Below are 22,110 nucleotides of genomic sequence, written 5' to 3'. Positions count from 1 at the left end.
GATGACGTGGACCATGGACGAGACCATCATCGAGACCCCATGCGTGAAGGTGTGCGTGCTCGATCTCGAGACCGGCCTGTGTATCGGCTGTGGCCGCAGCCGCGATGAGATCGGCGGGTGGCTCGCCTTGTCGCGGGATGAGCGGCGGGCGGTGATGGCCGAATTGCCGGCGCGGCTCGTGTCCATGGCCGCGGAGCGCCGGCGCAAGGGCGGCGCAAGAGCCCGGCGGGCCTTGTTGCAGGCGGAGGCCGATCGCCCATGATCGGCTGGCTCGGCATAGGCATTCTCGCGCTGGCCGCCATCATCCTCATCCTGGTGGATGACCCTGGCGGCGCCATTGGCATCACCGATGCGGATTTCGCGCGCCTCGCCTCGGCTGCAGCCCTGCTGCTGGTCATCGGCCTGCCGCTCTTGTGGTCCTATCGCGGCAGAATCAACGTGGCGGCCCAGCACATCGCCACATGGCTGTTCATCGCGCTGGTCTTGCTCATCGCCTATACCTACCGTTTCGAGCTTTCGGCCATTGGCCAGCGCCTCGCGGGCGAGCTGGTGCCGGGCTTGCCGGCGACCCGGACCGTCTCGGTTGGCGGCGCGGACCAGCAGATCGTCACGATCCGGGCCGACGCCAGCGGCCATTTCAACCTGCATGCGGAGATCAACGGCCATCCCCTCGCCATGCTGCTCGACACGGGCGCGACGACCGTCACCCTCTCCTATGAAGACGCGCAGAGGGTCGGCATCAATCCGGCCGATCTCTATTTCAATGTACCGGTGGATACGGCCAACGGCCGGTCGCGCGCCGCTGAAGTGCGGCTGCAGTCGGTATCGGTGGGCGGGATCTCGGTGCCGGGCCTGCGCGCGCTGGTGACCCAGCCCGGCGCCATGCGCGGCAGCCTGCTCGGCATGAATTTCCTGCGCAGCCTCGGCGCCTTCGAGTTTCGCGGAAGCGAACTGGTGCTGCGCCCATGATGTTATTGGCTCCAGTCAAACGCACCGAAGGAGTATCCCATGGCCGTCACGCCGAGGCAGGATCTGGTTCCCAATACCCGCGAATATGAGGAGCTGCCGCTGGTCAAGCCGACCGGCTTCCGGGAATATGACGCGCGCTGGCTGTTCGGCCCCGAGATCAACCTGCTCGGCATCCGCTGCCTGGGGCTCGCCCTGGGCACCTTCCTCGCCGAGCGCGGGGTAAAGCCGGAGATCGTGGTCGGCCACGACTACCGCTCCTATTCCTCGTCCATCAAGCACGCGCTGATCACCGGCCTGCTCGGCTCGGGCTGCACCGTGCACGACATCGGCCTCGCCATGACGCCCATGGCCTATTTCGCCCAGTTCGCGCTCGACGTGCCCGCGGTGGCCATGGTCACCGCCAGCCACAACGACAATGGCTGGACGGGGGTGAAGATGGGCATGGACCGGCCGGTCACCTTCGGGCCCGACGAGATGGCGGCGCTCAAGGACATCGTGATGAACGGCCGCTGGCGCGAGCGGCCCGGGGGCGAGCTGAAGCTGATCCGGGATCTGCAGCAGCGCTATATCGAAGACCTCACCAACCGGCCGAAGCTCAAGCGCCGGCTGAAGGTGGTGGCCGCCTGCGGCAACGGCACGGCCGGCGCCTTCGCCCCGGAAGTCCTGAGCCGCATCGGCTGCGAGGTGGTGCCGCTCGATTGCGACCTCGACTACACCTTCCCCAATTACAACCCGAATCCCGAAGACCTGAAGATGCTGCACGCCATCGCCGACAAGGTGCGCGAGAGCCAGGCCGATATCGGCCTGGGCTTCGATGGCGATGGCGACCGTTGCGGGGTCATCGACAACGAGGGCGAGGAGATCTTCGCCGATAAGGTCGGGGTCATGCTCGCCCGCGACCTTTCGGCGCTGCATCCGGGCGCGACCTTCGTGGTCGATGTGAAGTCGACCGGCCTGTTCCTCACCGACCCCGTGCTCAAGCAGAACGGCGTCAAGGCCGACTACTGGAAGACCGGGCATTCCCACATCAAGCGCCGCAACCGCGATATCAAGGCCCTGGCTGGGTTCGAGAAGTCGGGCCACTACTTCTTCAACGCGCCCGTGGGCCGCGGCTATGACGACGGGCTGGTCTCGGCCATCGCCATCTGCGACATGCTCGACCGCAACCCGGACAAATCCATGGCGGATCTGAAGAACGCGCTGCCTCGCACGTGGGGCTCGCCCACCATGTCGCCCCACTGCGCCGACGAGGTGAAGTACGACATCGTCGACAAGGTGGTGCGGCACTACCAGAAGCTCGCGGCCAATGGCGAGCGGGTGGCCGGCCAGCCGATCCGCGAGCTTGTGACGGTGAACGGCGTGCGCGTCACCCTGGCGGACGGCACCTGGGGCCTGGTGCGCGCGTCATCCAACAAGCCCGAGCTGGTGGTGGTGTGCGAAAGCCCGGCCTCGGAAGAAATGATGAAGGCCATGTTCAAGAATATCGACATGCATCTGTCGAGCTATCCCGAGGTGGGAGAATACAATCAGAAGATCGCCTGAACGGTCCACGCTCGAGCGCGGCAAGATGCGCCGCTCTCGATCCGCATGCTTCCTTCGGTGGGGCTTTGCGACTATAACACCGCCAAATTTGCGGTATCAGAGGTAGATTGTAGCGCATGCGCAGAGATAAGGCCGTCATCGATCACACCATGATTCGCGATCTCGCCGATCTCCTCAACGAGACGGGCCTTCTGGAAATCGAGATCGAGCAGGACGGCATGCGGCTGCGCGTCTCTCGCGCCGGGCAGGCGGTCAACCATGTGGTGGCAGCCCCGGTGGCCGTGCCGGTTTCGGCGGCTTCCGGCGGCCTGGCCGAGGCTGCCGCTTCCGCGGCCACCGCCGCCGATCCCGCCAAGCACCCGGGCGCGGTCAAGTCGCCCATGGTCGGCACCGCCTATCGCGCGCCGGCACCGGGCGCCCAGCCCTTCGTGCAGGTGGGCCAGCAGGTGGCCGCAGGCGAGACGGTGCTGATCGTCGAGGCCATGAAGACCATGAACCACATTCCGGCCCCTCATGCCGGCAAGGTCACGGCGATCCTCGTCGAAGACGGCGCCCCGGTCGAATACGGCGAGCCGCTGATGATTATCGAATGACGGAAGATCGGGGCACTCCATGTTCGACAAGGTCCTGATCGCCAATCGCGGCGAAATCGCCCTGCGCATCATGCGCGCCTGCCGCGAGCTCGGCATCAAGACGGTGGCGGTGCATTCGACGGCGGACGAGAACGCCATGCATGTGCGCCTGGCGGATGAGAGCGTGTGCATCGGACCACCGCCCGCCCGCGACAGCTATCTCAACATCCCCTCTTTGCTCGCCGCTTGCGAGATCACCGGGGCCGACGCGGTGCACCCGGGCTATGGCTTCCTTGCGGAGAATGCCCGCTTTGCCGAGATCCTGGCCGACCACAACATCATCTTCATCGGCCCGAGCCCTGAGCACATCCGCACCATGGGCGACAAGATCGAGGCCAAGCGCACGGCCGTGCGCTTGGGGCTGCCGGTTGTGCCGGGGTCCGACGGCGCCGTCCGCTCCATGGACGAAGCCCGGCGCGCAGCCCAGGAGATCGGCTTTCCCGTGCTGATCAAGGCGGCCGCGGGTGGTGGCGGGCGCGGCATGAAGGTCGCCCGCAGCGAGACGGAGCTCGAGCAGGCCCTGCAGACGGCGCAGAGCGAGGCCAAGGCCGCCTTCGGCGATGATGCGGTCTATCTCGAAAAGTACCTGGACAAGCCGCGCCACATCGAGATTCAGGTGCTTGGCGACGGCCAAGGTAGTGCCGTCCACCTCGGCGAGCGCGACTGCTCCCTCCAGCGGCGGCACCAGAAGCTGTGGGAAGAGGCGCTGTCGCCGGCGCTCAATGCCAACCAGCGGGATGAGATCGGCACGAAAGTGGCCAAGGCCATAGCCGATCTCGGCTATTCCGGGGCCGGCACTGTCGAGTTCCTCTATGAGGACGGCGCCTTCTATTTCATCGAGATGAACACGCGCCTGCAGGTCGAGCATCCCGTCACGGAATCGATCACCGGCATCGACATCGTGCAGGAGCAGATCCGCATCGCGGCCGGCGCCCGGCTCGGGGTCTCGCAGAAGGAGATCAGCTTTTCCGGACACGCCATCGAATGCCGCATCAACGCGGAAAACCCGCTCACCTTCGTGCCCTCCCCCGGGCGGATCGAGTCGGTCCACGTGCCAGGCGGCCTCGGCGTGCGCGTCGACAGCGCCGTCTATGCCGGATATTCGGTGCCCCCCTACTACGACAGCCTGATCGCCAAGCTGATCGTCTCGGGCAAGACGCGCAACGAATGCCTCATGCGCCTCAGGCGGGCGCTGAGCGAATATGTCATCGAAGGCGTCGAGACGACCATCCCGCTGTTCATTGATCTGCTCCAGGAGGATGGCATAATCGACGGCAACTACGATATTCATTGGCTGGAGAAATATCTCGAGCGCCGCAAGCGCCAAATGTCGGCGTAGATGTAAGCGTCAAGGGTACCGTCGGGCGAAGGGCATCGGTCATGAGCACCATCACTCCTCAGATCCTGCTCAAGGCCTATGCGGCTGGCATCTTTCCCATGGCCGAGAGCGCGGAGGACAGCGCGCTCTATTGGATCGACCCGGAGCGGCGTGGCATCATCCCGCTGGATGCGTTCCATGTGCCGCGCCGGCTCAAGCGCACCATCCGCCAGCGGGTCTTCGAGGTGCGCATAGATACGGATTTCCCCGCCGTGATCGGCGCCTGTGCCGAACCGAAGCCGAGCCGCCGCTCCACCTGGATCAACGATCGGATCCGCGCCCTTTACGGGCAGCTGTTCCAGCTCGGCGTCTGTCATACGGTGGAATGCTGGCAGGACGGCGCCTTGGTCGGCGGCCTCTATGGGGTGCGGGTCGGCGCCGCCTTCTTCGGCGAAAGCATGTTCTCGCGCGCGCGGGATGCGAGCAAGGTGGCGCTGGTTCATCTGGTGGCGCGCCTCAATGCGGGTGGCTTCGCTCTGCTCGACACCCAGTTCGTGACCAGCCACCTCACGCGGTTCGGCGCATGCGAGATCAGCCGCGACGAATATCGGGGAATGCTGGACGAGGCGCTGTGCATGGAAGGTGATTTCCACGCCTTCCGCGAGGATGGCGATCCAGAGGCCGTGCTGGCGCTCGCCATGCCGCTCATGCCGAGCGACGAGCACGTTTAGGCGCTCGTCCCTCCATGTCCCCTCCTCCACCCATCGAGCGGCGCAGCGCCGTCTACAACTGGCCGGTGCTCACCGCGCTGCTTTCAACCGATGCAGCGATTGCCGCCTGGGCGGAGCGGCGCGGCAGCCTCGCTGTCTTCGCCTATGAATTCGTGCGCTTTGGCGCCAAGCAGGCCTGGGCCTGCCTGTTCGGCGGCATCATGCTGGCCCTGATGATCGGGACCGCCCTGTTCTACCCCCACGAGGCGGCGCTGCCTCGCTACGACTTTCTCACTCTGGCCGCCATCACCGTACAGGTCGCGCTCATCGCTACACGCATGGAAACCCTGGATGAGGCCAAGGTCATCCTGCTCTATCACGTCGTAGGCACGGTGATGGAGCTGTTCAAGACCGCCCAGGGCTCATGGATCTATCCGGACCCCGCTTACCTGCGCATCGGCGGCGTCCCCCTGTTCACCGGCTTCATGTATGCCTGTGTCGGCAGTTACATCGCCCGCGCCTGGCGGCTGTTCGACTTCCGCTTCACCGCGCATCCGCCGCTATGGGCCACATTGGCACTCGCCACAGCCATTTATGTCAACTTCTTCGCCCATCATTTCATAACCGACATGCGGCTGGCGCTGTTCGCCATCACCGCCGTGCTGTTCGGCCGCTGCTGGATCTATTTCAAGATCCACCGCCATTACCGGCGGATGCCGCTGCTTCTGGGTTTCGCTCTGGTGGCCTTGTTCATCTGGTTTGCCGAGAACCTCGGCACGCTGACGCGCACCTGGATCTATCCGAGCCAGGCGGACGGATGGAGCATGGTGGCACCGGCCAAGCTCGGCTCCTGGTTCCTGCTGATGATCATTTCCTATGTGCTGGTGAGCCTGGTCAATCCGCCACAGCCATTTCGGCGCGAGCGCCCGGTGCTTGCCCCGCAGCCTGCTCCGGCCGACGGGTGAGTGCCAGCGCGTCTTCGATCACCCCGAGGCCTGCGCCGGGCTTGTGCGCAGTCTCGCTCAGGTGCCGGCGCCAGGCGCGCGCGCCGGGCACGCCGTTGAACAGGCCGAGAATGTGCCGGGTCATGGCCTTGAGCGGTGTGCCCTTCGCCAGCTGCTGCGAAACATAGGGCAGAAAGCGCTCGATCACGTCCTCCCGTGAGAGAGTGGGCGCTGCCGTGCCGAAGATGCGTCGGTCGACCTCGGCCAGCATATAGGGGTTCTGGTAGGTGGCACGGCCGACCATCACCCCGTCCACATGGGCGAGTTGGCTCACCGCCTCGTCCAGGCTCTGTACCCCGCCATTGATGCAGATGGTGAGGTCCGGCCGGGCCTGCTTCAGCCGGTGCACGCGGCCGTAGTTCAGCGGCGGGATCTCGCGGTTCTCCTTGGGGCTCAGGCCCTCGAGCCAAGCCTTGCGTGCATGCACGATGAAATGCCGGCAGCCGGTCCGGGCGACAGCGCCGACGAAGCGGTCGAGCGCCTCGTCTTCGTCCTGGTCATCGATGCCGATGCGGCACTTCACCGTGACCGGCACGGATACGGCCGCTTGCATGGCCGCGATGCAGTCCGCGACCAGCTCCGGCTCGGCCATCAGGCACGCGCCGAACCGGCCGGACTGCACCCGGTCCGACGGGCAGCCCACATTGAGGTTGACCTCGTCATAGCCGAACTCGGCGCCGATGCGGGCCGCTTCGGCCAGCAGGGCGGGATCGGAGCCGCCGAGCTGCAGGGCGACCGGATGCTCCGCTGGATCGAAGCCGAGCAACCGGTCGCGATGCCCATGAATCACCGCCTGGGCGGTGACCATTTCGGTATAGAGCAGAGCGCGCGCCGAGATCAGCCGCAGGAAATAGCGGCAGTGCCGGTCGGTCCACTCCATCATGGGTGCGACGGCAAACCGCCAGGGGCGGATATCCGTCGATCCTGGCGCATTTCTGCGGAAACAGACCTGGTCAGCGCTGCTCATTTCGATCCATTCTCCGTGCCATTTGCTCCCGTTTCTGATGCGCAGTACGACACATGTTGTACCGGGCGGGAGAAATGTCGTACACACGGGAACCGTCATTGAGCGGCCCCGCCGCGACGGCTCGCCAGCTTACCTTGCACAAATCACCATTAAGCGCGAGGGTATCGTCACCGCGAACGCCGAACCTTTGACCGTCGCCCTCTCGCCCAGGTCTGGATAAGGAAGCGGGGGAAGGAGCCTTCTGGGCCTGGCGCGATCAAGTTTGCCAAGTCAAAGGATTTCCGCCCTAGCTGATGCCATAGATAAGTATACCAGCCACAGCCTTAAACAGATCGGTCGGACAAGGGCACAGGGGCTGCGCACGATCAAGTGGTCACCTCTTGAGAAAGAAAAAGCCGCCCGAGGGGGCGGCTGCGGAGAATGGAAGGCTTAAACGGTCGATCTTCGATTCAAGCTCTAGCTTGTGTGCAATGAATCACTCAAATGATTCACTGAATCTGGCAGGTTATTTATGTGATCATTTACAATATTATTTATATTTCCAAATTCTCTAACAATGATTCCAGCAGAATGAGGCACAGATTTACTAAACTCCACAAAATTCTGCTCTGAAATCCCGCTATTTCTATCTAATATCTTATTGATAAGATTTATACTATCTACATTTCTTTCTACAACAGAAACGTGATTATTTAGATAATCCTTTACATTGCTTGGATAGTCAAACGCTCCATGAATAGATTTAATCCCATCTAGGTATGTATTGGACGCCTCAGATATCTTATGCGCGAAGTCAGAAAACAGAACTCTAGACGAATGTTCAGGTGAAAGTGTATCTTTATACTTCTGCACAAATAAAGGCGCTTCCCGCAACAACAACTCCATCTCTCTTACTGAATTCTGCACATTATTCCATATTTCTGATAACATTGTAAACTCCTTAAACTAAACTTAAATAAATGTACCTCAATATTCGTACCACGCGTCCAGCGTAAGTAAAATTGTTGGCGAAATGCTGTCGCCGGCCGCGCTAAACGATATTCTATCCATTCTTCAACCCGGGCTGCAAGCGATATGAGCTTGCGAAGCGAGGGGCACCGTTCGCATTAGCCGCCTCCGCCTTCCTCGGCGCCAGGGGCCTGCCCTTCGAAACCGAGGGCGCCGCCGAGGCCCCCAAGCCCCCCATCACGTCGCCATCGGCTACGGCTTCGAATATGCCTCGCTCCAGACGAACCACTACCTCTCGCTCTCGGGGCAAATTCAGTGGTGAGCCGCCTTCAAAGGCCCAGCCAATCCCGGATCCGCCCATAGGCGAGCCGGGCAGCAGTCGCCGGTTTCCACAGGCCGTGCAGCGGGATGGGCTTCACGTCCGTAACCGGCATCGGCAGCGTCTCTGGCGGCTCGCCGGCGATGCGGCGCGCGAGCACAGCGCCCAGAGCCGTGGCCATGGCAATGCCGCGGCCGTTATAGCCGAGCGCGATATGCACGTTCGGGGCTGGCTCATGCATATGGATGTGGTGGTCCGGCGTGATCGCCACCTGGCCATTCCAGACATGGCTCCACTTGACGCCGGTGAGCGCGGGCCACAGCCGCTCCGCATAGGTGATGAGATGGCGGGCATCCTCGAATGCGGTAACGTCGCGCATGGGGCTGCGGCCACCCATGAGCAGGCGGCCCCAGCGGTCGAGCCGGTAGTAGATGGTGACATTGCCGGTCTCATACAGCACGGATCCGGCAGGCAGGATCTTCACCGCCAGTTCCCGCCGCAGCGGCTCGCTCGCCACGATCGTGGTGTAGACCGGCACGATACTCTGGGCAAGCCGGGGCCACAGCCCGTCCGTGTAGCCGTTGGTGGCCAGCACCAGCCGTTCCGCCCGCACCGTACCGGAAGGCGTGCGCACGGCCCAGCGCGGCCCGGCCCTGTCCGCCGCCATGGCGGGCGATGCGCCATGCACCCTTGCGCCGGCCGAGACCGCCGCCTCGGCCAGGCCGCGGGCATAGCCGAGCGGATTGACCTTGCCCCCCTGGGCGAAGCGGATGCCGCCGGGGTAGCGTCCGGTTCCCGATGCCGCCGCCGCGCCATTTCGATCCAGCCATTCGGCCTCGCCGACCAGCTCCCGCCACTCCTCGAAATACCGGACGGCCCGGGCGAGGCTTGGGCGGTTTATGGCCATGCGAAGCGTGCCGGTCTGAGCGGCCTCGCAGTCGATGGCATGGTGCGCCACCAGCGCGAACACCCGGTTCGGGGCGTCAGCGGCATGCTGCAACATGCGCCGGCCCAAGTCCTCGCCAAAATCGGCGATCACCGTGGCTGGCGTGGGATAGAGCCCGGGATTGACCTGACCGCCGTTGCGGCCCGAGGCGCCCCAGCCCGGCTCGTGCCGCTCCAGCACCAATGCGGCGATGCCCCTTTCCGCCAGATGCAGAGCGGCCGAAAGCCCGGTATAGCCGCCCCCCACGATGACCACGTCGGTGGTGCAGTCGCCATCCAGTGGCGGCGTGGGCACCGGCGGCCGCGCCGTCTCCGCATAGAGGCTGCGCGGCAGCGGCCCGCCACGATCCGGGATTGCTGAGGCCATCGGCATGGGAGCCCTCAGACGACGATCAGCTCGAGCGGCACCTTGGACAGGACGCGTGCGCCGTCCTTTTCATAGACCAGGGTGTCGATCAGCCAGGTGTTGAACAGGCTCTCCAGATTGGTGACCATGTTTTCCTCGAACACCCGGTCGAGATACTTGTCGTCCTGATAGTGGAAGTAGAAATCGCCCACCCAGTCCGGCGGCAGGCTCAGGCCCAGCTCGTAGCCGAGCACCCAGCCCGCCCCGTCCAAGAGCCCGACCTCCGCAAGATAACGGCGGATGAGGGTGTTCACCTCGCGCACGGTCATGCCGGCCTTGACCTCGTTGCGGAACAGGTCGAACACGCCGGCGGCCTTCCCGTACATGTCGAGCATGTCCCTGGTCGGCTCGCCCAGCAGAAAGCCGCGCATGATGTTGGAATGATAGCGGTTATGGACGCCGCACAGGTCGGCGGTGAGGAACTCGCCCGCCTGGATCACCTTGCGTCCCGCCATCGAATGGCCCGACGACACCGGCCGGCCGTCGCGCACCGGCACCGCGTTGAAAATAGGGATCAGGGCCGGAAATTCGCTGCCCGCCTTCATCATGGCGGCGGTGGTGAGGCCGAACAGTTCCAGCTCGGTCATGCCGGGACGGAGCTCGCGCCGGATCGTCTCGATGCCAATCTCAGCAAAGCGCGTCGCCTGCTCGATCGTGGCGATTTCCGCCGGCGATTTCACCCGGCGGGCACGCCGCAGGATGGCGCTGGCATCCACCACCCGGGTGCCTTCCGCCAGGAACGCCCCTTCGAGCATGGTCGAGATCGCGCGGTTCGGCACATAGCTCCAATATTCCATGCCGACAGTGCCGTTGAGCCAGCCCTTGGCCTTCAGCTCGCCCATGATGAAGGGCAGATTGACCGAAGCCTCGCGCGACTTGAAGAAGCGATTGTCGGTGGAAATCGAGCACTTTGCCAAGACCGGCAGCTCGGTTGGATTGTCGAAATGGATGAAGTCGTCGTGGTCCACATGGATCACGCTGCCGTAGAGCTGGGGATAGCGCATCGGCGCGTTGGCCTTATACCAGCTGGCGTAGTACCCATGCAGCCAAGCGACGTGGTCCGGCGTGGTCACGTAGAGCACGTCGATCTTCGCCTCGGCCATCAGCGCGCGGACCCGGCGGATACGGTCGAGATATTCGGAGCGGTCGAAGGCGAGCTCGGTCGCCGTGTCGGACAGCGCCTCAAAGGCGCCGGGCGCAAGGCCGTTGTAATCGCTTGTGTTTGCCATGGGTGATCCCCAGCCATTTGAGGTGTGGGCTCCGCACCCCCTCGCGCGGAGCCCGTCTTCGGAGAGCATTCAGCAGCACGCCGTCTTACGCCTGCAGCCACTCCTCGAAGCGTTTTTGCGTCGCCTCGTAGTTCTTCGCCCACCAGCTCCAGTCGATATGGAACTGCTTCTCCAGGTTGGCGGGATAGGACGGCAGGATTTCCGCCAGTTCCTTATCGAGCAGGTCGTAAGCCTTGAGATTGGTGGGTCCGTAATACATCAGCCGGGCGAAGGCTGCCTGCGGCTCGGCGCGCCCAAGCCAGTTCATGATCTGCATGGCGCCGGTCGGGTTCGGCCCACCCTTCATGGCGAGCCACGCCTCCACCTCGCCCTGATACGCCGCCTGGTTCCACTCGAAGGCGAAGGGCGCGCCATTGTCGCGGATGGTGACCGTGCCGCGACCGTTCCAGACATAAAGCAGGTCGACCTCCTGGTCCTCCATCATCTGCTGCTGCTGACCGCCGCTCTCCCACCAGCTCACGATATGCGGCTTGATCTTGTCGAGGCTGCGGAACGCCCGGTCCACGTCCAGCGGATATAGCTGGTCCATGGGCACGCCGTCGGCAAGCAAGGCGAACTCGATGGTCGGATAGGCGGTGTAGCGGCCGAAGGCGCGCGGCCCGGGGAATGTCTCGACGTCCCAGAAATCCGCCCAGGTCTTGGGGTGGTCGCCATTGGGCCAGCGGTTCTTGTTATAGGCCATGACATAAGACAGGGTGCTGCCGCCAATGGCATAATCGCCATAGGCCAGCTGGTTGGGGGTGAGCGCCGACTTGTCGACCACGTTCCAGTCGATCTTCTGACAGACACCCTTTTCCACGAACATCGGCGTGTCGAGGCCTGCGCCCAGGATGAAATCGATCTCCATCGCATTGGCCTCGTGCATGGCCAGCACCTTGGGCGTGCTATACGGGATGACTTTCACCGCCGTGCCCGATTTCTGGGTATAGGGATTGTAGTAGGCCTCGGCGATCCGGTCGTCCCACTCGCCGCCCCAGCCCATGGTGGTGACCGTATCGGCGGCCTGGGCCCGGCTGGCCAGCATGCCATGGAAGGTGGCGAGCAGGGCCGATCCCGCTGCCGCCGTGCCGAGCGCGCCGAGGAACTGCCGGCGGCTCAGCCCTTTCGTGTCCTCCAGCACCTGCCGCAGCATCGATGCGGCCTTTTTCTGTTCGTTAGCATCAAACATCACGTCTCCCTCCTCGCTTTGATCATCATGGGTACACCCCTGCCCGGGCTGCGCCGGCGTGCCGCCAAGGTCGTGACCGCAAAGGCCAGCAGCGCGAGCAGCACCAGAGTGGTGGAGGCAGCGGCAATGGTGGGCTGCAGCGAAATCCGCACCCCTTCCCAAAGCTTCACGGCCAGCGGCTTTTCGACCGTGCCTAGCAGGAACATGGCCACCAGCAGCTCCTGGGCTGACTGAAGGAAGGCGAACACCGCGCCCACGATGAGCGAGGGGGCCAGCACCGGCAGGGTGACGGTCGTGACCGCCCTGAGCGGCGAGGCACCGTGGATCCGCGCCGCCAGCTCGAGATCGGGGTCGTAGGTCTTGAGGCTGGCGAGCAGGTTCAGCACCACATAGGGGATACCGGTCACCGTATGGGCGAGCACCAGTCCGGTCACCGTGTTGACCAAACCGAGTGGGACGAAGAACAGGTAGAGCGAGATGGCCTTGATGATCGGGGGCAGGATCAGAGCCGCCATCAATAGGGACTCGAAAGCCGCCTTGAGCCGGAACGTATGGCGCGCCAAAGCGAAGGCGGCCGGCACGCCGACGGCCGACGACAACAGCGCCGCCAGGGTGCCCACCTGGAACGTGATCCAGTAGGCGCGCAGCCATTCACCGCTCGCAAGCTCGCGATACCATTGCAGGGACAGGCCAGGCGGCGGAAAGGTGAGGAACTTGCTCGCGCTGAACGAGATCGTCACCACGACGAGCACGGGAAACAGCAGGTAGCCCAGCACCAGGCTGCTGCTGATCCACAGGACCTGCTGTTCGCCCCTGCTCATGGCTCTGCCCCCGCCAGGCGCTCGAAGCCGAAGAAGCGGTTGAACAGAGCCAGGAGGCCCACCGTGACGACCAGCAGCACCACCGCCAGAGCCGAGGCGAGCGGCCAGTCCAGAAGCTTGCTGGCCAGGGTGTCGATGGACTGGGAGATCATCGTCTGCTGCGGCCCGCCGAGCAGAGCGGGCGTGATGTAGAAGCCGAGCGTGTTCACGAAGGTGAGCAGCGATCCGGCGATCACGCCGGGCATGCTGAGCGGCAGGAACACCGTGCGGAAGGCCGCGAAGGCGCTGGCCCCGTGCGCCGCAGCCGCGTCAAGCAGCGCGGGATCGATCCGCGCCATGCCCGCATAGAGGCATAGCACCATCAGCGGCAGCATCACTTGTACCATGCCGACCAGCACGGCAAAGTCGGACGAAAGGTGCGAGGTCGGCACCTGCACCAGGCCAAGGGCAACCAGGGCTTGGTTGACGATGCCGTTGCGGCCGAGCATCACCATCCAGGAATAGGTGCGCACGATGTAATCCAGCCAATAAGGCGTAGTCACCGCGAGCAGCAGCAGGAAACGCGTGAGACCCGAGGCACGCGCCAGCAGCATGGCCAGCGGGTACCCCAGAACGAGGCACACGGCTGTGGTGATGACCGAGAACCGCAAGGTGGTCCAGATCACCTTGCCATAGAGCGGGGTCGACAGCAGTTCCCGATAATTGCCGAGGGACAGGGTGCCGTCCACATAGGCGCTGCGCAGCAGCATCTGCACGGTCGGCCACAGGAAGAAGGCGGCATAGATGATGACCGCCGGGGCGAGCAGCAGCAGCACCGGACCGGCAGCATTTCTGGGCTGAGCACCGGCGCCGCTCATGGCTCAGACCTCCTCCGCGGCCAGCGCCGTGGTGGCCTGCACCGGCCAATGGACAAGGACGGTGCTGCCCGGCGCCAGGCTAGCCGCTTCGCCCGCCGGAATGCGTGCCGATACGGCCTGGCCGGCTGCATCGACCACCACCCGGACCGCCTCGCCGAGAAAGATCGTCTCCACCACGCGGCCATCGAGGCAGTTGACGCTATCGCCGTCGGGTAGCGCTTCTGCCGCTAAACGCACCGTCTCGGGGCGGAAGGCGAGCTCCACCAGCCCGGATTGCGCGCCTGCACCCGCGCGTAAAGCCTTGCCGTCGGGCAGCAGATAGTTACCGCCATTGGCTTTCGCCCGGATCAGGTTGGACCCGCCGAGGAAACGGGCCACGAACGCGTTGGCCGGCTTGTTCCACAAATCCTCGGGACGGTCGGCCTGCTGAATGCGGCCTTTGTCCATCACCGCCACCATGTCGGACATGCCCATGGCCTCGCCCTGGTCATGGGTCACGTTGACGAAGGTCGTGCCGGCCTGCCGATGGATCGATTTGATCTCGACCTGCAGCTGCTCCCGCAGCTCCTTGTCCAGCGCGCTGAGCGGCTCATCGAGCAGGACCAGCGGCGGCTTGGCCACCAAGGCCCGCGCCATGGCGACCCGCTGCCGTTGCCCACCCGAAAGGCCCGCGGGCATACGCTCGGCGAACTGGCTAAGCTGCACCATGTCCAGAACGTCGCTGACCCGGGCGCGCAGGCCGGCCTTCGTCCCGCGCATGCGCAAGGGGTAAGCCACATTGTCGAACACCGTCATGTGCGGAAAGAGAGCATAGCTCTGAAACACCATGCCGATATCGCGCTTGTGGGGAGGGATGCCCAACACCGAGTGCCCATCGAACCGCACCTCGCCCCGATCAGGCGCAAGGAAGCCGGCGATGATCCTGAGCAGGGTGGTCTTGCCGCTACCGGAGGCGCCAAGCAGCGTCACGAAGCTTCCGGCCTGCACATCCAGATTGCAGTCGCTGAGCACGACTGTGCTGCCGAACGATTTCGAGATGCCCGACAGGCTCACCGCCAGACCTGCACGAGATGGGCGGTCGGTCCTCATCTATGGCTGCTCTCGGCGGTAGTGGTTGGCATTCCTGTGTCTATGAAAGCGCGCTGTTGCCTGGAACGGCCAATGGTTGTTAGGGGACACATGCCCGGACCAGGCCGCATCGGTTGTCGTTCTCGGGCTGAATCATGCCGGCGGTGAGGGTGATGTCAAGGCTATTTATTATAATAAATACGATGGTGCGTTTCGGGTATTTGGTGTAGGCAGGGGCGGAAAAGCGAGGCAACTTGCCCTTCCGACTTGGGCGCGAGCGAGATGAGGGATGTGACGGCGAACAGCACCATGACGGTCGGGCGCTATGCGCGCCAGCGCACGCGCGCAAAGCGATCTGACCTGATCGCGGAAGAGTTGCTGCGCTGGGTGCTTCTGACGGGAAAGGCGCCTGGCGACCGGCTGCCGCAGGAAAAGGAACTGATGGAGATCTTCGGCGGCAGCCGCGGCACCTTGCGGGAGGCGCTCAAGTCGCTGGAGGTGCAGGGCCTGGTTGAGATCGTCACCGGGCCTAATGGCGGCGCGCGACTGACACGCGTCCCGGAAGACCGGGCAATGCAGCTTCTCACGCCCTACTTCTATTTCAAGGGCCTGAACGCCGAGGCCATCTACGAGGCACGGCTGGTGCTCGAGCCGGTGATGGTTCGCGCGGCCATCGACCATCTGACCGAGAGCGATTTCGCCGCGATGCGGCAGACGATAAAGGTGTGCTGCGATGGCCTCGAGGGCCGGTCCAATCCTGCCGCCCATCGGGCAGCTGAACTGCAGTTCCACCACATCATCGCCAATCGCGTGCCCAACGCGCTTCTGAGATTCTTCTGCATCTTCACCAACCATATCCTGTATTCGATGGTGACACCCAAGGCGGTGGTTCAGGGAGAGCAGCGGGCCTTCGCCCATCACGTGGTCGATGCCCATGTGGCGATCATCGAGGCCCTGGAAGCGCGCGATGCCAAGCGGGCGGCCAGTTTGATGCTCGACCATATCCGCACGGCCGCCGGCATGGTGGAGGATATGGAGATGGCCTTCCATCAGGCGATCATCGATCAGTCCATGGCCGCCAGCCTCGACCTCGTGGCAACGGTGACCGGCATGAGCGCATTCGATCCTCGTCCTCATCGGCACGCCCCCAAATCCGGGGACGGAGACCCAGCGGGCTCATCGTCGAGCGACGACGCCTCGACGAACGAGGGCTCCCGAACCTGACCCGCCCGCGGGTGTCCCGATCCCATCCGCCATTTCGTCGCGCACCAAAGAAGGACTCGCTCTCATGGACGTCTCCACCCTCGCCTGCGACCCTCTTGCCATGATCGAGCGGCTGAAACCCTGGATCGAGTGCGAGAGCCCGACTTTCGATGCCACGTCCGTCAATCGCATGATGGACCTGGCCACGGCGGATCTGCAGGCGTTGGGCGCAGAGGTTGAGCGCATCCCGGGAAAAGCCGGCTTCGGCGATTGCGTGCTGGCCCATCTGCCCCACGGCCGGCGCGGACAAGTGCCCGGCGTGCTCGTCATGGGCCACCTCGACACGGTGCACCCGGTAGGTACCCTGGCCAAGCTGCCGTTCCGCATCGAGGGGCCCCGCTGCTATGGGCCCGGCATTCTCGACATGAAGGGCGGCTGCCGGATCACCCTGGAGGCGATTGCCGCATTGCAGGCGCAGGGCGTGGAGACGCCGCTGCCGGTCTCAATTCTGTTCACCTCCGACGAGGAGGTCGGCAGCCCCAGCACCCGGCCCCTGATCGAGGCCACGGCCCAGCAGTTTCGTTTCGTTCTGGTGCCGGAGCCGGCCATGAAGGACGGCGGCGTGACCAGCGGGCGCTATGCCATCGCCCGCTTCAATCTGCGGGCCCATGGCCGGCCCAGCCATGCGGGCGCCGCCTTGAAGGAAGGGCGCTCGGCGATCCGCCTCATGACCGATCATGTGGCTGTGATCGAGGATATGACGACCGACGACTGCACATTCAGCGTCGGCGTGATTCGGGGCGGACAGTGGGTGAACTGCGTCTCCACGTCGTGCGAGGCAGAAGTGTTGAGCATGGCCAAGCGGCAGGCCGACCTCGACACGGGCATATCGCGCATGCTGGCGCTGAACGGGAACCATGGCGAGGCCCGGTTGGAGGTGGAGCTTGGGGTGGTACGCCCGGTCTGGGAGCCGGATGCCGGCACCATGGCCTTGTACGAGGCGGCACGGGAAATTGCCGAAAGCCTTGGCGTCGCCCTTTCCCACGGCAGCGTGGGCGGTGGGTCGGATGGCAACTTCACCGGGGCGATCGGCATACCGACCTTGGATGGCCTTGGTTTGTGCGGTGCCGGGTACCACACCCTGGAAGAGCATATCGAGATCCCGAGCCTTGCCCTGCGCACCCGGCTGATGGCGGGGCTGCTGCACAGGCTTTCGTGAGCGCCGCCGGCCTGGCTCCGACCGGCACGCCACACGCTAATTTCCCAACGCGCCTCGCGGCTGGAGCGGCTTGATCTTGATGCCGATCCCTTCCTCTTCGTCTGGCGAGTTCACGACCATGTCGATGGGGCGATCTCCCAAATCGAGCTGTTTCGTTGCGTCAGAAAGCGCATGGCTCAGCGTTTCGCCGTCAGCGTCTGACCGAACGTCGAGATACCACGACCAGGCGCAAGTTGCTGGCCAATGAGCAAGCGCCAGCCAGGCCTCGTTGATTCTGGGGTCGTCATCGAGCCAGCGCGCAAGGTGAGCGATCAGCGCCTCCGGCCATTCTCCGGGAATCCCCAGCAGAAACTTGGTCCCCCTTTCGACGACGTGCTGCACCGGACGGCCTAGCACGGCAGCCAGATCTGCCGCCGTCCAATGGACAGTGTGCCTCAGCCCAGGGTTGATCATGACGCCACCGCCGCTCAGCAGGCTCAGCAGGACGTCGCCCTTCATCTTCACGAACCCGGCGCCGCAGCCGAAGACTTCGGCCAAACCCGCTTCTGAAGTGAAAGCGGCCGGAACGGGGCTGCCGCCCGGGCCAGGCACGGTCAGGATCCGGAGTTCCTCTTCACACTGGACAGTGCGCGATCCCGTACGCTTTGGCGCCTCGGGAAGCGCCACGTAAAGGTCGGATTTCGCCAGCTCCCGGCCGAGGCGGCTCTGTTGCGACGGATCCGCGCGCGCTTGCACAAGCAAACGTTCAAGCTCGCTTGGGGCAGCACCATGGGTCAACGTCTTCGGCCTCGTCCTGGAGTGGTAAATTTGTGCGGCCTGCCCGCGCAGCCCGACCGCGGTTGCAAGCAGCCTGAAGCCAACGTGGATAGTCCGCGTGACGGGAATTGGCCGCCTGCATGGAAAATCCGCGGCGACAATGTCTCCGATCACCTGCGCCGAGCCGGCGGCGAGACACCCCGGTTGTCTATGCCTCTCCCGGCCCTTCCACCACCTCGCGCCCGCTGGCATAGACATAGACGCGCCGGCACCAGCGGCAGCCTATGATTTGCGCCAACAGAACTTCGTGGCTGGCAAGCGTGCAGCGGGGATAGCCCTGGCAAAGACACTTGCGGTCCACGAGCGGGCCTGAAGAAGAGTCGTCTCCGGTGTGGTGATGGTCGTGCGAGGCTGACATTGAGAAGCGCTGGGCAATTGGCGATGGTTTGACCGACCGCTGCGCGGCGGATCGGAATGCGCCGGCGTCGGTACGCAGAAATTCTTGCAAAATTCGGGCCGGCCCGAATGCAGCAGGTTGGCTCACACTGAGCAACGCGCCGCCGAAGGTCTCTACGCGGGCGCCCCCAGCGATCGCTCGCCCCGTGTGATGGGCGGTCTTGGAACCAGCAGAGCAGGCCGCAGTTAAAAGGCGCGATGGGATTGCGATCGCGGGCGTCTTGTTTGGACACACCTCCGCCGAGCCGGCTACGCCCCGTTGCATCCCACGCACGGGATGAGCATTCCAACAGGCAGACTTCCTGGCGGGGTACGAATGCTGCGCACGCAATTTCAAGTCGGTCAGATTGTGAGACTGGCCTCCGGAGACCTGGTTCGGCTGAGCGGGCCTAAGGATCGGTTCGAAATCCGGGCGATCATATGTGATCCCGGAAAACCGGGCCATTTCTACCAGCTCAAGAGCCTGAAGGATGGCCATCTCCGGCTTCTCTCGGATGAGGAGATCGAAGCCACCGATTGATGATGGGCGCCCCCTCCCCCTCGATCGGAGAGCCAGCAATCCTCGCCCGCCGGGCGGCTCTTGCCGGCGGATTATGTCCGCCGATTAAGAGACTAAGAAAACTTGCCTCAATTTGAACGCATTGCCCGCAAAAATACCCGGACGCGGGCATGGAAAATCAGTGACTTAGGCGGGGATCTGCAAACCAAATCCTGGGATCACGCGTAAAGCTGCGGGAGCTTGACGAGAGCGTCGGCGCCATTCCAGCTTTGCAGCGGGTCGGTGCATCGGCAAAAATGCCGGTATCGGCCGGAGCTGATCTCATGTATGAATTTTTGCAGTTGCGAAGAGCCGTCTGGGTCTGTCTTGTGTGATGAGGCCAGTGGAGCGCTGATGAACGTCGCAAGCTCTCTCATCGTTCCGGTCGTTCTGGCCGGCGGCACCGGTACCCGCCTGTGGCCCGTTTCCCGCGACAGCCTACCCAAGCAGTTCCAGGCGCTGAGCAGCGAGAGAACGCTCTACCAGGAGACATTGCTGAGGGTCTCCGACCCGCAGCTCTTTACCCGCCCCGTGGTCCTCACCCAGGACGATTTCCGCTTCTTTGCCCGCCGGCAGGCGAATGAGGTAGCCGTCGAGCCAACCGTGGTGCTCGAGCCGGTGCGGCGCGATTCCGCCCCTGCCCTGCTCGCCGCCGCCCTCATTGCCCAACGCCTTCATGGCGAGGACTGCCTCGTCCTCGCCGTTGCCGCCGACCATGTGATGCTGGAGCGCGAAAAGTTCCTGGCCACCTGCCGCATAGCAGGGGCCGCGGCCGCCGAGGGGCGGATCGTGACCTTCGGCATCGAGCCTAAGGGGCCGGAGACGGGCTATGGCTATATCCGCCCCGGCGCGCCACTCGCAACCGACGGGGCCTTCGCTGTCCAGGCCTTTGTGGAAAAGCCGGATGAGGCGACCGCCCGCCGTTATGTGGAGGAAGGCTATTTCTGGAATTCCGGCAACTTTCTGTTCCCTGCAGCGCTGCTGATTGCCGAAGCCCGCCGGTTCGAGCCTGAAATGGTCGAAGCCGTGCAGGCAGCCGTGGAGCTTGCTGCCGATGATCTCGGCTTCATCAGGCTCGATGACAAGGCCTTCCGCGAAGCGAAACCGAAGTCCATCGACTATGCGGTTATGGAGCGTACCGATAAGGCGGCCGTTGTCGCCGGCCGGTTCCAGTGGTCGGACATCGGCGCCTGGGACGCGCTGTACGAGCTTGCGCCCGCCGACGAGGATGGCAATGTCAGCCGTGGGCCGGTCGCCCTGCTCGACAGCCGCAACAGCTTCATCCATTCAGACGGCCCGCTGGTCTCGGCCATTGGCCTGGACGGCTACTCGATCGTCGCCACCGAGGACGCGGTGCTGGTCATGCCCACCGATCGGGCCCAGGACGTCAAGGCGCTGGTCGCCGATCTGAAGGCAAAGCAGCATAACGCCGCCAGCGAGCACATCAAGGCGCACCGCCCGTGGGGAACCTACCAGACCATCTGCCGCGGCGATCGCTTCCATGTTAAGAAGATCGTCGTCGAGCCGGGGGCCCGCCTCTCCCTGCAGAAGCACTTTCATCGCGCCGAGCACTGGGTGGTGGTGAAAGGAACGGCCGAGGTGACCATCGACGACCGCGTCTTCGAGGTGCACGAGAACCAGTCGACCTACATTCCCTTGAGCGGGGTGCATCGCCTGGCCAATCCCGGCAAGATCCCGCTTGAGCTGATCGAGGTGCAGACCGGCTCCTATCTCGGCGAGGATGATATCGTTCGGCTGGAGGATGTATTCGGCCGGATCTAACCTGTAGACAATTCTAGCTAATTAGCTCACCACTATTTTCCCGTTGGACATCGCTCTCATCAGCTCCAGATAGATTTCAGCGGTGCGTACCCAAGTAAATTCGGCTGCACGCTTTGCCGCTGCGCCTTGACGTGAATGTGCTAGCTCAGGATGAGCAGCAATCTGAATGATTGCTTCGGCCCATATATCCGACTCGGTGGGCGGCAGCAACCATGCTGCTTCCCTCCCCAAGACCTCCGGAAGGCTACCAGCCTCTGCTGCTATTACAGGACATCCAAAACGAAAAGCTTCCAATGGAGGAATTCCGAAACCTTCTGTAGTCGAGGGAAACGCAAAACACAGAGCGTGCGAGAATAAAAAGGCTATATCGTTATCAGTCACATATCCCAAGTAACGAATGTTGCTTGGAAGGCCGCCGCGCGTACCTGCAATGGAAAGTAAGTCCCGGTTCCCCCCCGCTACAACGATATCGATCCCGTGCTTCGCCAGCGGGGCCGCTATGTCAAGCAAAAGCGCAACATTCTTATGGCCACCTCGAGTTACCAAGCAGAAAACGTAAGGCTTTCGAAAGTCCGCGGGATTGAGCGAGGATTGGCTTGGACTCCATCGGTTCACATGATCGCTTCCGCAAGGAGCCAAGTGAATTTTGTGCTCGGAAGCCACGCCGAATTCGTTCAGCTGTCGCTTGGAGAACTCCGAAACCGTGGTGATCAAAGCTGCGCGACGCGCCACTAGGTTTCGCACGGGTTCGTACGCTAATCGGAAGCTCAAACTGTAGCCTCCAGGAGCAATTGCAGTATTCATCCCATGAATACAAACTATTTGATCCCGGCGTCTAACTGGCCCCACGTTACACAAGCTGAGAATTGGCCCCTTCGTGCTGGCGGGTAAATTCCACTGCTCCCAAATGTATGTAGGTGGTCCAGGAACCACGCGAGCAGGAATGTTTTCCAACTGCAGAGCAATAGCCGGCTCCGAAGGAAAAACAATCTCGAGCTGCAAACCACTTCTGTCGAGGCCAGTAGCACCAACCAACTGATCCAGGCCGAGGACGACCTCCCGAGCGTATCGCGTGACACCAACGATAGGCTTAACGGCGAACCGTCCATTGATGGTCCACTTCATTATCAAACATCCCTGTAATCATCGCTGCGCTCAATTCTCGCCTGCTGTAAGCTAGCGACCAGCGACAG

General features: G+C 63.4%; 21 protein-coding genes. 10 read left to right on the top strand and 11 right to left on the bottom strand.

Annotated elements, in window-relative coordinates; translation table 11 throughout:
- Positions 1-13: 13 nt before the first annotated feature.
- The 7 genes from E4P09_RS24560 to E4P09_RS24530 all read left to right on the top strand — a co-directional run bounded on the left by E4P09_RS24560 (position 14) and on the right by E4P09_RS24530 (position 6,136).
- Positions 14-262 carry a DUF1289 domain-containing protein gene (locus E4P09_RS24560; RefSeq protein WP_137392292.1) on the top strand — a complete coding sequence of 83 codons (249 nt, stop codon included), beginning with the start codon at positions 14-16 and terminating at the stop codon, positions 260-262.
- Positions 259-969: a retropepsin-like aspartic protease family protein gene (locus E4P09_RS24555; RefSeq protein WP_137392291.1), complete on the top strand. Its 711-nt coding sequence runs from the start codon at positions 259-261 to the stop codon at positions 967-969. The genes E4P09_RS24560 and E4P09_RS24555 overlap by 4 nt, the downstream gene beginning before the upstream one ends.
- 39 nt (positions 970-1,008) lie before the next feature.
- Entirely contained in the window at positions 1,009-2,511 is a 1,503-nt protein-coding gene (locus tag E4P09_RS24550; protein ID WP_137392290.1) for a phosphomannomutase/phosphoglucomutase, read from the top strand.
- A gap of 116 nt (positions 2,512-2,627) precedes the next feature.
- On the top strand, positions 2,628-3,104 hold the full coding sequence (gene accB, locus E4P09_RS24545) for an acetyl-CoA carboxylase biotin carboxyl carrier protein (RefSeq protein ID WP_137392289.1): 477 nt from the start codon (positions 2,628-2,630) through the stop codon (positions 3,102-3,104).
- A gap of 19 nt (positions 3,105-3,123) precedes the next feature.
- Entirely contained in the window at positions 3,124-4,482 is a 1,359-nt protein-coding gene (accC, locus tag E4P09_RS24540; RefSeq protein ID WP_137392288.1) for an acetyl-CoA carboxylase biotin carboxylase subunit, read from the top strand.
- 41 nt (positions 4,483-4,523) lie between these two features.
- Positions 4,524-5,192: a leucyl/phenylalanyl-tRNA--protein transferase gene (gene aat / locus E4P09_RS24535; protein ID WP_137392287.1), complete on the top strand. Its 669-nt coding sequence runs from the start codon at positions 4,524-4,526 to the stop codon at positions 5,190-5,192.
- Positions 5,193-5,206: 14 nt separating this feature from the next.
- Positions 5,207-6,136, top strand: coding sequence for a DUF817 domain-containing protein (locus E4P09_RS24530; protein ID WP_137392286.1), 930 nt, complete (start codon positions 5,207-5,209; stop codon positions 6,134-6,136).
- Here the strand turns inward: E4P09_RS24530 and dusA are convergent.
- The 8 genes from dusA to E4P09_RS24490 form a co-directional block, all read right to left on the bottom strand.
- On the bottom strand, positions 6,066-7,142 hold the full coding sequence (gene dusA / locus E4P09_RS24525) for a tRNA dihydrouridine(20/20a) synthase DusA (protein WP_137392285.1): 1,077 nt from the start codon (positions 7,140-7,142) through the stop codon (positions 6,066-6,068). The two genes, E4P09_RS24530 and dusA, sit on opposite strands and share 71 nt — an antisense overlap.
- Before the next feature lie 456 nt (positions 7,143-7,598).
- Positions 7,599-8,072: a hypothetical protein gene (locus E4P09_RS24520; RefSeq protein ID WP_137392284.1), complete on the bottom strand. Its 474-nt coding sequence runs from the start codon at positions 8,070-8,072 to the stop codon at positions 7,599-7,601.
- A gap of 347 nt (positions 8,073-8,419) precedes the next feature.
- Positions 8,420-9,721 (bottom strand): NAD(P)/FAD-dependent oxidoreductase, encoded by a 1,302-nt coding sequence (locus E4P09_RS24515; RefSeq protein ID WP_137392347.1) that lies wholly within the window; start codon positions 9,719-9,721, stop codon positions 8,420-8,422.
- A gap of 14 nt (positions 9,722-9,735) precedes the next feature.
- Positions 9,736-10,989, bottom strand: coding sequence for a M24 family metallopeptidase (locus E4P09_RS24510; protein WP_170984628.1), 1,254 nt, complete (start codon positions 10,987-10,989; stop codon positions 9,736-9,738).
- 85 nt (positions 10,990-11,074) lie between these two features.
- Positions 11,075-12,217, bottom strand: a complete 1,143-nt coding sequence (locus E4P09_RS24505; RefSeq protein ID WP_137392282.1) for an extracellular solute-binding protein — start codon at positions 12,215-12,217, stop codon at positions 11,075-11,077.
- A complete protein-coding gene (locus tag E4P09_RS24500; RefSeq protein WP_137392281.1) occupies positions 12,217-13,038 on the bottom strand; it encodes an ABC transporter permease in 822 nt (273 codons plus the stop codon). The genes E4P09_RS24505 and E4P09_RS24500 overlap by 1 nt, the downstream gene beginning before the upstream one ends.
- Complete coding sequence (locus tag E4P09_RS24495) at positions 13,035-13,895, bottom strand: ABC transporter permease (RefSeq protein ID WP_137392280.1); 861 nt, start codon at positions 13,893-13,895, stop codon at positions 13,035-13,037. Before E4P09_RS24495 ends, E4P09_RS24500 begins: the two co-directional genes overlap by 4 nt.
- A gap of 3 nt (positions 13,896-13,898) precedes the next feature.
- The gene (locus tag E4P09_RS24490) at positions 13,899-14,984 is read right to left on the bottom strand and encodes an ABC transporter ATP-binding protein (protein WP_137392279.1); all 1,086 of its coding nucleotides are present in this window, start codon (positions 14,982-14,984) and stop codon (positions 13,899-13,901) included.
- Positions 14,985-15,254: 270 nt separating this feature from the next.
- On the opposite strand from E4P09_RS24490, the gene E4P09_RS24485 reads away from it, so the two are divergent.
- Positions 15,255-16,187 (top strand): FadR/GntR family transcriptional regulator, encoded by a 933-nt coding sequence (locus tag E4P09_RS24485; RefSeq protein ID WP_170984627.1) that lies wholly within the window; start codon positions 15,255-15,257, stop codon positions 16,185-16,187.
- Between the two features lie 64 nt (positions 16,188-16,251).
- A complete protein-coding gene (locus E4P09_RS24480) occupies positions 16,252-17,385 on the top strand; it encodes a M20/M25/M40 family metallo-hydrolase (RefSeq protein WP_137392277.1) in 1,134 nt (377 codons plus the stop codon).
- 36 nt (positions 17,386-17,421) lie between these two features.
- On the opposite strand, the gene E4P09_RS24475 is transcribed toward E4P09_RS24480, so the two are convergent.
- Positions 17,422-18,315 (bottom strand): enhanced serine sensitivity protein SseB C-terminal domain-containing protein, encoded by an 894-nt coding sequence (locus E4P09_RS24475; RefSeq protein ID WP_205042293.1) that lies wholly within the window; start codon positions 18,313-18,315, stop codon positions 17,422-17,424.
- Positions 18,316-18,349: 34 nt separating this feature from the next.
- The gene (locus tag E4P09_RS24470) at positions 18,350-19,075 is read right to left on the bottom strand and encodes a hypothetical protein (protein WP_137392275.1); all 726 of its coding nucleotides are present in this window, start codon (positions 19,073-19,075) and stop codon (positions 18,350-18,352) included.
- 414 nt (positions 19,076-19,489) lie between these two features.
- On the opposite strand from E4P09_RS24470, the gene E4P09_RS24465 reads away from it, so the two are divergent.
- Complete coding sequence (locus tag E4P09_RS24465; protein ID WP_137392274.1) at positions 19,490-20,917, top strand: mannose-1-phosphate guanylyltransferase/mannose-6-phosphate isomerase; 1,428 nt, start codon at positions 19,490-19,492, stop codon at positions 20,915-20,917.
- Between the two features lie 21 nt (positions 20,918-20,938).
- On the opposite strand, the gene E4P09_RS24460 is transcribed toward E4P09_RS24465, so the two are convergent.
- A complete protein-coding gene (locus E4P09_RS24460; RefSeq protein ID WP_137392273.1) occupies positions 20,939-22,042 on the bottom strand; it encodes a glycosyltransferase family 4 protein in 1,104 nt (367 codons plus the stop codon).
- Positions 22,043-22,110 lie beyond the last annotated feature (68 nt).

Source organism: Rhodoligotrophos defluvii (assembly GCF_005281615.1).
Lineage (GTDB): Bacteria > Pseudomonadota > Alphaproteobacteria > Rhizobiales > Im1 > Rhodoligotrophos > Rhodoligotrophos defluvii.
The sequence above is the reverse complement of the archived record's forward strand: the minus strand, read 5'-3'. Positions and strand labels throughout refer to the sequence as shown.

Bases quoted from the DNA above. Each gene is read 5' to 3' on its own strand.
- E4P09_RS24560 (WP_137392292.1), top strand. From the start codon at position 14: ATGGACGAGACCATCATCGAGACCCCATGCGTGAAGGTGTGCGTGCTC.
- E4P09_RS24555 (WP_137392291.1), top strand. From the start codon at position 259: ATGATCGGCTGGCTCGGCATAGGCATTCTCGCGCTGGCCGCCATCATC.
- E4P09_RS24550 (WP_137392290.1), top strand. From the start codon at position 1,009: ATGGCCGTCACGCCGAGGCAGGATCTGGTTCCCAATACCCGCGAATAT.
- accB (WP_137392289.1), top strand. From the start codon at position 2,628: ATGCGCAGAGATAAGGCCGTCATCGATCACACCATGATTCGCGATCTC.
- accC (WP_137392288.1), top strand. From the start codon at position 3,124: ATGTTCGACAAGGTCCTGATCGCCAATCGCGGCGAAATCGCCCTGCGC.
- aat (WP_137392287.1), top strand. From the start codon at position 4,524: ATGAGCACCATCACTCCTCAGATCCTGCTCAAGGCCTATGCGGCTGGC.
- E4P09_RS24530 (WP_137392286.1), top strand. From the start codon at position 5,207: ATGTCCCCTCCTCCACCCATCGAGCGGCGCAGCGCCGTCTACAACTGG.
- dusA (WP_137392285.1), bottom strand. From the start codon at position 7,142: ATGAGCAGCGCTGACCAGGTCTGTTTCCGCAGAAATGCGCCAGGATCG.
- E4P09_RS24520 (WP_137392284.1), bottom strand. From the start codon at position 8,072: ATGTTATCAGAAATATGGAATAATGTGCAGAATTCAGTAAGAGAGATG.
- E4P09_RS24515 (WP_137392347.1), bottom strand. From the start codon at position 9,721: ATGGCCTCAGCAATCCCGGATCGTGGCGGGCCGCTGCCGCGCAGCCTC.
- E4P09_RS24510 (WP_170984628.1), bottom strand. From the start codon at position 10,989: ATGGCAAACACAAGCGATTACAACGGCCTTGCGCCCGGCGCCTTTGAG.
- E4P09_RS24505 (WP_137392282.1), bottom strand. From the start codon at position 12,217: ATGTTTGATGCTAACGAACAGAAAAAGGCCGCATCGATGCTGCGGCAG.
- E4P09_RS24500 (WP_137392281.1), bottom strand. From the start codon at position 13,038: ATGAGCAGGGGCGAACAGCAGGTCCTGTGGATCAGCAGCAGCCTGGTG.
- E4P09_RS24495 (WP_137392280.1), bottom strand. From the start codon at position 13,895: ATGAGCGGCGCCGGTGCTCAGCCCAGAAATGCTGCCGGTCCGGTGCTG.
- E4P09_RS24490 (WP_137392279.1), bottom strand. From the start codon at position 14,984: ATGAGGACCGACCGCCCATCTCGTGCAGGTCTGGCGGTGAGCCTGTCG.
- E4P09_RS24480 (WP_137392277.1), top strand. From the start codon at position 16,252: ATGGACGTCTCCACCCTCGCCTGCGACCCTCTTGCCATGATCGAGCGG.
- E4P09_RS24470 (WP_137392275.1), bottom strand. From the start codon at position 19,075: ATGGCCATCCTTCAGGCTCTTGAGCTGGTAGAAATGGCCCGGTTTTCC.
- E4P09_RS24465 (WP_137392274.1), top strand. From the start codon at position 19,490: ATGAACGTCGCAAGCTCTCTCATCGTTCCGGTCGTTCTGGCCGGCGGC.
- E4P09_RS24460 (WP_137392273.1), bottom strand. From the start codon at position 22,042: ATGAAGTGGACCATCAATGGACGGTTCGCCGTTAAGCCTATCGTTGGT.